Source organism: Acinetobacter sp. UNC436CL71CviS28 (assembly GCF_000620525.1).
In the GTDB taxonomy this organism is placed as follows: Bacteria; Pseudomonadota; Gammaproteobacteria; order Pseudomonadales; family Moraxellaceae; genus Acinetobacter; species Acinetobacter radioresistens.
Window position 1 is genome coordinate 1 of record NZ_JIBB01000057.1, and the last position, 9,778, is coordinate 9,778.

The 9,778-nt window shown below is 36.4% G+C and carries 9 protein-coding genes and 1 pseudogene; 5 read left to right on the plus strand and 5 right to left on the minus strand.

The features are described from left to right. From N518_RS0114390 to N518_RS0114400, 3 genes and pseudogenes are all read right to left on the minus strand, one after another. Nucleotides 1–204 (minus strand): helix-turn-helix domain-containing protein (locus N518_RS0114390; RefSeq protein WP_249364825.1); only part of this gene is annotated, 204 nt, incomplete at its 3' end. Between the two features lie 112 nt (nt 205–316). Then, nucleotides 317–2,148 (minus strand): annotated as a pseudogene (locus tag N518_RS16440) (TonB-dependent siderophore receptor); the annotation flags it as partial. A gap of 323 nt (nt 2,149–2,471) precedes the next feature. Next, nucleotides 2,472–2,771: a hypothetical protein gene (locus N518_RS0114400; protein WP_005026535.1), complete on the minus strand. Its 300-nt coding sequence runs from the start codon at nt 2,769–2,771 to the stop codon at nt 2,472–2,474. 335 nt (nt 2,772–3,106) lie between these two features. Between N518_RS0114400 and N518_RS0114405 the strand changes: the two genes are divergently transcribed. Beyond that, nucleotides 3,107–3,619: a hypothetical protein gene (locus tag N518_RS0114405; RefSeq protein WP_005026526.1), complete on the plus strand. Its 513-nt coding sequence runs from the start codon at nt 3,107–3,109 to the stop codon at nt 3,617–3,619. A gap of 381 nt (nt 3,620–4,000) precedes the next feature. On the opposite strand, the gene N518_RS0114410 is transcribed toward N518_RS0114405, so the two are convergent. Beyond that, entirely contained in the window at nt 4,001–5,335 is a 1,335-nt protein-coding gene (locus N518_RS0114410) for a PepSY-associated TM helix domain-containing protein (RefSeq protein WP_005026523.1), read from the minus strand. Nucleotides 5,336–6,014: 679 nt separating this feature from the next. Here N518_RS0114410 and N518_RS0114415 point away from each other — a divergent pair. From N518_RS0114415 to N518_RS0114425, 3 genes are all read left to right on the plus strand, one after another. Further along, complete coding sequence (locus N518_RS0114415; RefSeq protein WP_005026521.1) at nt 6,015–7,001, plus strand: DUF1852 domain-containing protein; 987 nt, start codon at nt 6,015–6,017, stop codon at nt 6,999–7,001. A 21-nt stretch (nt 7,002–7,022) separates the two neighbouring features. Next, a complete protein-coding gene (locus N518_RS0114420; RefSeq protein WP_005026518.1) occupies nt 7,023–8,066 on the plus strand; it encodes a methionine synthase in 1,044 nt (347 codons plus the stop codon). A 185-nt stretch (nt 8,067–8,251) separates the two neighbouring features. Continuing rightward, nucleotides 8,252–8,743 (plus strand): flavin reductase, encoded by a 492-nt coding sequence (locus tag N518_RS0114425; RefSeq protein WP_005026507.1) that lies wholly within the window; start codon nt 8,252–8,254, stop codon nt 8,741–8,743. Nucleotides 8,744–8,836: 93 nt separating this feature from the next. On the opposite strand, the gene N518_RS0114430 is transcribed toward N518_RS0114425, so the two are convergent. Further along, the gene (locus N518_RS0114430; RefSeq protein WP_005026506.1) at nt 8,837–9,448 is read right to left on the minus strand and encodes a LysE family translocator; all 612 of its coding nucleotides are present in this window, start codon (nt 9,446–9,448) and stop codon (nt 8,837–8,839) included. Nucleotides 9,449–9,517: 69 nt separating this feature from the next. Here N518_RS0114430 and N518_RS16935 point away from each other — a divergent pair. After that, nucleotides 9,518–9,778 (plus strand): transposase (locus N518_RS16935; protein ID WP_026444438.1); only part of this gene is annotated, 261 nt, incomplete at its 3' end.

Sequence of the window (9,778 nt, forward strand, 5' to 3'; positions counted from 1 at the left end):
AATAAATTTCCAGAGGATTGAATCGATTTTGAGTTTTCTGTGACCACGTCTACGTCTAGCGAAGGTGTTATCAGAAGCATATCGAGCTTGATAAACGTCATTGATGCTATTTCTTTTAAGCTCACGATAGATCGTACTAGGATGTCTTTTAATGAGTTCAGCAAATTTTCTGGCTGAAAAGCCTTCTTTTCTTGACTCAAGCATTAATGCAGTACGATCTTCAAAGTTAAGATGATGGTATGACAATTTTATATACTCCATAAACCCTTTAAATTAATTAGGTGGTTTATGTCGCACTTCAAGTTTTACTCTGCCCTGATTTAAATTCATAAATGCTGAGTAAATTAAATGAATTTTGAGGAATATTGGCTAGATGTGTTCCTTTTTCTAAGGTATTGTCTTTATTTACACTAGCATCGACATATGAATAGTTTCCTATAATTTTCCACGCCGGTATAATATTGCCTATCAGACTTAAGTCAAAACCTTTACTTGATACCTCTCCAGCAGCAATACTTTTAGACGAGTTTGTTGGGTCAAGAGTTAAAACATTCTCTTTTTTTACATAATAAATGGCAGTGTCAAAAGAAAGCTGTTCATCTAGTAATGTGTATTTTGTACCTATTTCATAAGAAATACCTTCTTCAGGGTTAAAGCCCTGATTATTACGATCCACTCCGGAGTTAGGCTTAAATGATTTGCTAATATTGGCATATGCTGTCAGTTGGTCGGTCAGATCATAAGTCATACCAATGCGTGGAATAACAGCATGGTTATCTGTAGACCAAGATGTACTAGAAATAAAGTTGTGATAATCATGCTGATAGCTTTCCAAGCGTAAAGCAAGCAAGGTGTTTAAACGATCAGTCAGATGAATTTGATCCTGAATAAATAAAGCTTGGCTTTTTAATTGTTCACGGTCGTGGGTGGATATATTATTTAATTCTGGCAATGATTGTGGTTTATATGGATGATTAATATCTAAATCAAAATCATCCTTCGAACGAATAATAAAAGATTTATAATCATAATTTTCAAGTTCTATGCCTGAAATTAAAGTATGCTCTAAATTAAAATTTCCGACTATATTGGCCTGAAAGTTTCTATCAATCCAATCTAAATTACGCCAGTTATAATTACGGGTAAGTAGTTCACCCTCTGTGTCAGCTTTAATGCCATTTGCTCAACTGCATAACCATGCAGATTTCCATTTAAATATTGAGTACCAATATTAAGTGTCCAGTCATCGTTAAAGGTATGTTCAATGCGTAACTGTAGCATGTCATTATCATTATATAAGCGATTCCGGTTCTTGCCAGTTTCCCACCAGTACTCTGCCGGGTCAAAATTATATCTTTTTTGTCCTTCGTAGCGGGTAAAACCCCGGTCTAAAGCATGCTGGTTACGTAACAGATCAGCTTCTAAGGTCACTTTAGTGGTGTCTGAAGGACTCCATTGAATAACAGGTGCAATATTCCAGCGCTTTGAATCAACATGGTCGCGGTAAGTATCTCCGTTTTCTCCCATGACATTTAAGCGGTACATAAGACTCTCATCTTCAGTTAAAGCGCCGGCTGTATCTAAAGTGCCCCGCAACAGGCCCTCATGATCAACACTCAAACCTAAAGTTGTTTTTTGTTCAGCATGGGGTACTTTACTAATGACATTGAATGTACCTCCCGGATCACCACGGCCATACAAACTAGAGGATGCACCTTTTAATACTTCTATACGTTCAATGGTATTACTGTCAGGTGCATTGGGATAACCACGATTAATTGGAAAACCATTCCGGTAGTATTCACCACTAGTAAACCCGCGTGAGGTAAATGTGGTTAAACCCTGACCACCAAAGTTATTTGCCCGCCCTATACCTGCTACATCAAGAGCTTCCGATAAGCGGGTAGCTTGAATATCGTTTAGGACTGCTTCAGAGACAACCGTGACTGCCTGAGGAGTATCTTTCAATAAGGTATGAGTACGTGTGGCAGAGCTTGCCGTACTGACCTTATAGGCTAGATGAGCATTATCAGTTTTGCTGGTTGCCTGTAAACTGATAGTAGGTAATGAGCTAATTTGGTCATTTGCAAATACGAAAATAGGACAGCTAAGTGGTAACAAACCGAGAAGTAGGTGACGTTTTAACACAGAATATAGTTTCACAAGATTTTTATGAAAATGATTATATTTTACATTTTTAAAAAGTAAATATAATCTTCATAATATAATCTATCGTTATAGTACTTTATTAGATATAAGTCTCTGCTTAACTTGAATTTAATATAAAAGAGCAAAAACAGATTGTTCATTTCTGCTAAAAAAGAGAAGTAATATAAGTATTAAATAGATAGGAAGTTACCGAGCCAAACACTCTTCATTAAATTATGATATTAAAAGCAGCAGAAGAAATAACCGAACCGCGGCTGGGAACACCATCTGGATAAAGTAATTCAACTAAACACCAAATAGTTTTAAGTGCGCTTTAAGTGACCATATTTTAAATAAATAAAATAAAGACTTAGAAGAATCAATAACCAGAATATATAGTCTAGAATAAAGTATAGGTAGTGGAACTCGTCTAAACCTATAACTAAGGATAAAGGATCAATACCGATGCTACCTACAGGCGAAATTTCTCCATCGATAAGAAATTGGAAAGGTGCTCCTCCAGCTATTACCTCATCCTTCTCGATTGTATCGACGGCTAGACGTTCAACATCAATAGTAGTCTGGTAGAATAAAGAACTATAAGTCGCTACCAGTGCTAACATATTTAAATATATTATTTTTTTGATCACTTGATCTATCCATATCTTTTTTATCTTTAGTCCCCAAAATCAGGTATATCTTAGAATTGTATTTTAATTTTAGTTTGTTATATCAAGCAGAAACTATTTTAAAGGATTCTAGAGGTGGCTTAAAAAGGTTTAAATTAAATTTTAACCTAATCAATACTTAATAAATAAAAATATAATTTTGCAGTTGTTGTTAGCTTATTAATCATCCCCATGAATCAAAAATAGAACTTTTTAAATTCAATACCAAAGGAGTACCTAAAATTCTGTAACTGTCAGGCAATGTATTTTATCTCTTTTAGGAGCTTTCTATGCTATTCACCAATCCATTATTGGCCATTTTACTCATTCCAACTCCGCAACAGTTGGTCATGGACTCATCTGCAGTACAAGAGTGCCGAGCAGAGCAGTTAACTATTCAGGTCGATAATAAAGCAGGTGATTTTAATGGTATGTCACATTCTGGTACAGAAATTAAAATTTATAATAAAGGACCAGAATGCCAATTCCCGGCACGTCCACGAGTTAAAATTTATGGCTCAGAAGATAAGATTTTGCCTTTGGAAAATGGTACCAGACCTGAACAGCTGGCTCAAAATTTAGTAATTAATAACGGGCAATATGCTGTGATGCAATTACGTTGGGTATCAAGTCCTGTCTATAATGAAAACAAAAAATTAAAAGCAATTACTCTGAGCGTAGATACACGGTATTCGGTATTAAAAGTTCCTCTAGCAGCTGAAATCTATATTCCTGCTAATGTGAAAATAGGAACATTTGAACAGACTCCCCTACGTATAGTAGAGGGTAGAAGTGAACGTTAATAATGTATCTACGATAAAAAAGAAAGTAGCTTTTCATAGTAGTCATATATTGGAACACGCTATCTAACTTATAAAATTTTGTAAGTTTTCACTGACATCAATAGGCGCTTATAACTGCTATGCAGTCGATGAGAATATTTTTATGATGAAGTCATGAAGGAACAGGATGTTCCAGAACATAAAACAATAATAATAAGTTTCAGCACCAGGACTGTGAGATAAGACAGGAGTTATATCTAGCAACCTAATATGAGAAACCTCGGCAGGATGCCGGGGTTTCTTATTACTCAATTATTTTTAATCGAAAAACCTATGAAGCAAATTAGCTGTATAAATCTATTTACAGGACACGAATAAATTAAATATTTATCACTTATGCATTTAATTTTTATGGGATTTTTTAAGACTTAAATAGTGGAATACTGTTGCAGTTAATTGTAATAGCACTACACTTATCGTCCATACAGGTAGTAAAAAATATAAGCCAAATAAAATACTGATATAAATAATTTTTTGGAATTGATTACAATTTTTCCACTGTTGCCATAGGCCTTGGTTAAACTTTCGTAACGTATCCAAAGGTCGTTGGTAAGTCCACCATGCCCGATAAGAAAATATTAGTACTAATAAGATTATGGCTGCAGACAGAACTAGCAAAACTTGATTTAGCCAGCCGAACAGAACCCCAATATGTAAATCTACTCCCCAGCGTGTTAATTTTGCAGATAATGGAAAATCACTAAATCTTAAATGGTCAATAATATGTTGAGTTGACATATCTACCGCTAAAGCATCGATTTGAATTGGCCAACGATGATTCATTTCTTCTATCGACCAGGCCCGATCTTTTTGATAACTGGGTTTAATTTGTAATGCTTGTGCGTTTAAACCATTTTGATGAGCAAGCTCGACAATACGATCAAAGTTTTTGAAGTTTAATTTAGTTGAAAGATGTTGGCCTGAAATATCCATCTGCATGTAATGTTCAGCATGTGGATTTGTCACATTCATCGTTTTTGGATTTAATGCCAGATACAAAGTTGGTGTATCACTATTGAGTAAATGGCGAAGTTGTGCAATGTTTGCTCCGCTCCATTTTGACCATGTTAAACCGGTAATAGAAAAGAAAAATAGCATCGGTAATACAGTTAAACCGAAAATATAATGCCATTTGATAAGTGAATGGCGTGAATGAATGGATTTATTTTTTTTACGATAGCTCCACCATTGAATCAGGCCAGTTAAAGCGAATAGTCCTAACCAGCTTGCTGCAAATTCGCTATATATACGACCATACTCACCTAGTAATAAGCTGCGGTGTAACTGGTCTAAAAAAGTTCTTAAAGGTAAAACCCCACTGGTACCGTAAACAGGAAGTTCACCTTGGATCTTTAATGTATATGGATTTATAAATATTGCCTTAACTGTATCAGGGTTGTCGCGCACCTGATAAAGAATGCGTGTGGTATGTTCAGAAGTCTGCGGTGTTCGAACTGCAAATATCTTTGCATCATGAGGTAAAACAGTTGAGGCAGCTGCAACCTGTTGACTAAGAGGTTGAGTTTTATGGTTTGGGCTATGTAGTGCGGATAGCTGCTCTTTATAAATAAAGCTCTCAAGCTGGGGCGTTAAGCCATAGAGTAGCCCTGTTAAAGAGGCAATAAAAATAAAAGGGGCAATTAAAATCCCTAATTGATTATGAAGCAGCTTTAACAATTGGTATTCAACATATGACTTTAAAAATAGATTATATTCAAAAAATGAGCACTAGAAGAATATTAAATTATATAATCTTTATGCGATAAAACTTGAATAAAATCATGCTAGCTATGATGTATAGAAGTATAGTTAAAGGCTTATATAAAAAATTCAGTAATATTCAAAATTCTTAAATCAAACTGTTATTTTTGAAAATTTTTTCTAATGATGATTAAGCTCTGTTATATGTTACTAAAATTACCAGTTCAAATTATAACGCTATAACTCGTTAAATCATGCACCAGCCCTCTATCTGCTTAGATATAACCATATACATGTATGATTTAAATCATAAGTACGATGATTAAATCAGAATAAATATAAGTTCCTACACTATAACATGCAGAAAATTAAAAAATTATTAGTAGGAAAAGAATTTAAAAATCTCATTTTTTTTTACCAATATTCTTTAATTCTAATAGCGTTAGTTTTTAAACATGAATTTAACTCACTTTCCAATGAGACTAAATCATTTTTATTCATGTTGTGATTGCGGTATAAATCTATTCATGTTCTGAAGCGCTCCAGTAATTCACTTTTGATAAGACCAAAAGGCGCAAAACCGATAAGGCTGGAAAGTTTAAAAAGAGCAAAAAGATTTTTTAGGTTTATCTCGGAAATTAGGGTACTGATCACAATGAATAAAGAGTTTACATTTACGATTAAGAGTATTTGTTTCGATGAAAACTATCGTCCAGCAGACAATACGCGCCTTACCACCAACTTTGCTAACTTGGCAAGAGGGATGAGCCGTCAGGAAAATTTGCGCAATACGTTACGGATGATTGATAATCGTTTCAATGCCTTAGCTTATTGGGACAACCCTAAAGGCGACCGCTATGCTGTTGAGCTTGAAATCATTTCAGTTGAAATGAATATTGATGTGCAAAACCATAGCAGTGGGCTCCCTTTGATTGAAATATTGAAAACCAATATTATCGATAAAAAAACCGGTAAATGTATTGAAGGTATTGTGGGCAACAATTTTTCTTCTTATGTCCGTGATTATGATTTTAGTGTGCTGTTGCTTGATCATAATAAAGATCAGCCTACCTTTAGCACACCAGAAAATTTTGGTGAATTACATGGCAACCTGTTTAGAAGTTTCATTAACTCTGAGACTTATAAAGCCAACTTTAAAAAAGCGCCTGTCATTTGCCTAAGCGTTTCAACAAGTAAGGTCTATCACCGTACTGAAAATGTACATCCTGTTTTGGGTGTCGAATACAAGCAAGAAGACTATTCATTAACTGATGAATATTTCCAAAAAATGGGCTTAAAGGTCCGCTATTTTATGCCGGCAAATAGCGCCGCGCCTTTAGCATTCTATTTTTCAGGTGATTTGTTGAGTGATTACACCAACCTTGAGTTGATCAGTACCATCAGCACAATGGAAACCTTCCAAAAGATTTACCGCCCTGAAATTTATAATGCAAATTCAGTTGCGGGTAAATATTATCAGCCAAGTTTGAAGAATCAAGACTATTCACTCACTCGCATTGTGTATGACCGAGAAGAACGTAGCCGTCTGGCTATTGAGCAGGGGAAGTTTGTTGAAGAGCAATTTATCAAACCATACCAAGCGATTCTTGAGCAGTGGTCTGCAAATTACGCTCTTAATTAATATACATACAGGTCATTGATCATGAAAAAATTATTACCGACTTCAACTGCTGGCAGCTTACCTAAACCGTCTTGGCTTGCAGAACCTGAAAAGCTTTGGTCACCTTGGAAACTCGAAAACGAAGGCTTGATTGAAGGTAAAAAAGATGCGTTACGTTTGGCATTACACGAGCAACAACTTGCTGGCATCGATATCGTCAGTGATGGTGAGCAAACCCGCCAACATTTTGTGACGACGTTTATTGAACACTTAAATGGTGTAGATTTTGAGAAGCGTGAAACAGTTCGAATTCGTGATCGCTATGATGCAAGTGTACCGTCTGTAGTGGGTGCGGTATCACGTCAAAAGCCGGTTTTTGTTGAAGATGCCAAGTTTTTACGTCAGCAAACCAATCAACCTATCAAGTGGGCGTTACCTGGCCCAATGACCATGATTGATACGCTTTATGACGGTCATTACAAGAGCCGTGAAAAACTGGCTTGGGAATTTGCTAAAATCTTGAACCAAGAAGCAAGAGAATTAGAAGCTGCTGGGGTAGACATCATTCAATTTGACGAACCTGCATTTAATGTATTCTTTGACGAAGTCAATGACTGGGGTGTCGCGACTTTGGAACGTGCCATTGAAGGCCTAAAATGTGAAACTGTGGTTCATATTTGCTATGGTTACGGCATTAAAGCTAATACAGACTGGAAAAAAACACTCGGTTCGGAATGGCGTCAATATGAAGAAGCGTTTCCGAAACTTCAGGCTTCTAACATTGATATCATTTCATTAGAATGTCACAACTCACATGTACCTATCGATTTACTCGAGCTTATTCGCGGTAAAAAAGTGATGGTCGGTGCAATTGATGTCGCATCTAACCAGATTGAAACACCAGAAGAAGTGGCGAATACACTCCGTAAAGCGCTTCAGTTTGTAGATTCTGACAAGCTTTATCCTTGCACAAACTGTGGTATGGCACCTCTTTCTCGTGAAGTGGCACGTGGCAAGTTAAATGCCTTAAGTGCAGGTGCAGAAATCGTTCGCAGAGAACTTACAGGATTGGAACTTACTGCTTAATATTTACCAATAAGTGGTATAAAGGGTTACTTTTTTGATGGCAGTTGATAATCAAACAAGTAACCCTCATTTTACTTACTACATGTCGTTCTAATCAGAACGCATGTCGATAGTACCTTCCTGATGGAGTTGGGTGGTATAGCAAACACACAGGAAAAAGTACGGTTCAATTTAGGAATAATGTCATGGTTCAGGCAACAGACTTTAAAAATGCAATGTCTTTACTCACAAGTGCAGTCAGTGTTGTGACCACGGCAGGTATGTCTGGCCGTTTTGGATTTACTGCCTCTGCTGTGTGTAGTGTGACTGACACACCACCGACATTATTGGTCTGTATGAACCAGGCTGCAAGCTCACATGCACATTTCCTGGATAACAAAATTTTAACAGTGAATGTTTTAGGCGCGCATCACGAACATATTTCAAAAGCATTTTCATCTAAACTCACGCCAGAAGAACGCTTTAAACATGGTGCATGGATTGAGTTGGAAACAGGTGCACCTGTGTTGGAAGATGCTTTGGTAAGTTTCGACTGCGAGATTGAGCAAATTCAACAAGTGGGAACTCACACTATTTTGATTTGTCCTATTGTTGCGATTCAACAAAGCCAGCATGATCAAAGTCTGGTTTATTTTAATCGTGCTTATCACCAAGTGGGCCAGACAGAAACTGCTTAAACCCACTCTTTATGCAAATGAAAATTTATTATAAAAGTTAAACGTTTAAATTTTTAAAACGCATGATCGTCATTCAGGTAAATAGTATGGGGGTTATCTATTGGTGAAGGTTAATTTCAGCGCGAACAATATAAAAATGGAGCCAGTTATCTGATCAATTTTTTTCAGAGTTTTACCTTGCTGTAGAAATCTCGAAATAGGTTTCATCAAAGTAATCAAAAATAATGACCATAAAATACCTAAACCCACATGAATGGCTACTAAGCTTAAAAGCCAATATGTAGAATTTTCACCAGTTGGAATAAACTGGGGTAAAAATGAGACATAGAAGAACCCGACTTTAGGGTTCAATATATTCGTAATCAAACCTTTTAAAAACCAATTTTCCTGTTTGTTAGGATTTGACGTTATCTCAAAAACTGTTCGAGGTTTAAAAATCAAGCCAATACCTAACCATACCAGATAAACAGCTCCTAACCATTTTAACAGGTTAAATGCAAGTTCAGAGGTAGCTAAAATAGCGCCTATTCCACAAGCTACGAGTACACCCCATGCTAAACAGCCACACGCAATACCTAAGGCTGCATTGAATGCTTTACTTTTATTTCCTACAGTAGCTGTTCGTATAATTAATGCTGTATCCAGTCCCGGAGTTATTGTTAATAGAATAATTGCTATAAAGAATGGTATAAGAAGCTCAGCCATATTCAGTCGATCAGGGGCTTTGTTGCACAAACCTATCTGTAAAGGCTTTTTCAGCGATATAATTTTCAAATGAAGAAGCCTGCACACAAAATCTACCGCACAACCAATTGGCCCGCATATAACCGAGCACTCATGAGTCGCGGAAATATTGCCATTTGGTTTGATCCTGCTACGCAATGGTATGCTCCATCAAAAGGCAAACAAGGGCGAAATCAAACCTACTCCGACGCAGCCATCCAATGCTGCTTAATGATTAAATCTTTATTCCGTCTGCCTTTACGTATGGTCACTGGCTTTGTGCAAAGTCTGATTAAACTTTGCGGATTAAAT

Excerpts from the sequence above, each read along its gene's own strand:
- N518_RS0114405 (WP_005026526.1), top strand. The coding sequence starts at position 3,107 with ATGCTATTCACCAATCCATTATTGGCCATTTTACTCATTCCAACTCCG.
- N518_RS0114425 (WP_005026507.1), top strand. The coding sequence starts at position 8,252 with ATGGTTCAGGCAACAGACTTTAAAAATGCAATGTCTTTACTCACAAGT.
- N518_RS0114400 (WP_005026535.1), bottom strand. The coding sequence starts at position 2,771 with ATGTTAGCACTGGTAGCGACTTATAGTTCTTTATTCTACCAGACTACT.
- N518_RS0114415 (WP_005026521.1), top strand. The coding sequence starts at position 6,015 with ATGAATAAAGAGTTTACATTTACGATTAAGAGTATTTGTTTCGATGAA.
- N518_RS0114420 (WP_005026518.1), top strand. The coding sequence starts at position 7,023 with ATGAAAAAATTATTACCGACTTCAACTGCTGGCAGCTTACCTAAACCG.
- N518_RS0114430 (WP_005026506.1), bottom strand. The coding sequence starts at position 9,448 with ATGGCTGAGCTTCTTATACCATTCTTTATAGCAATTATTCTATTAACA.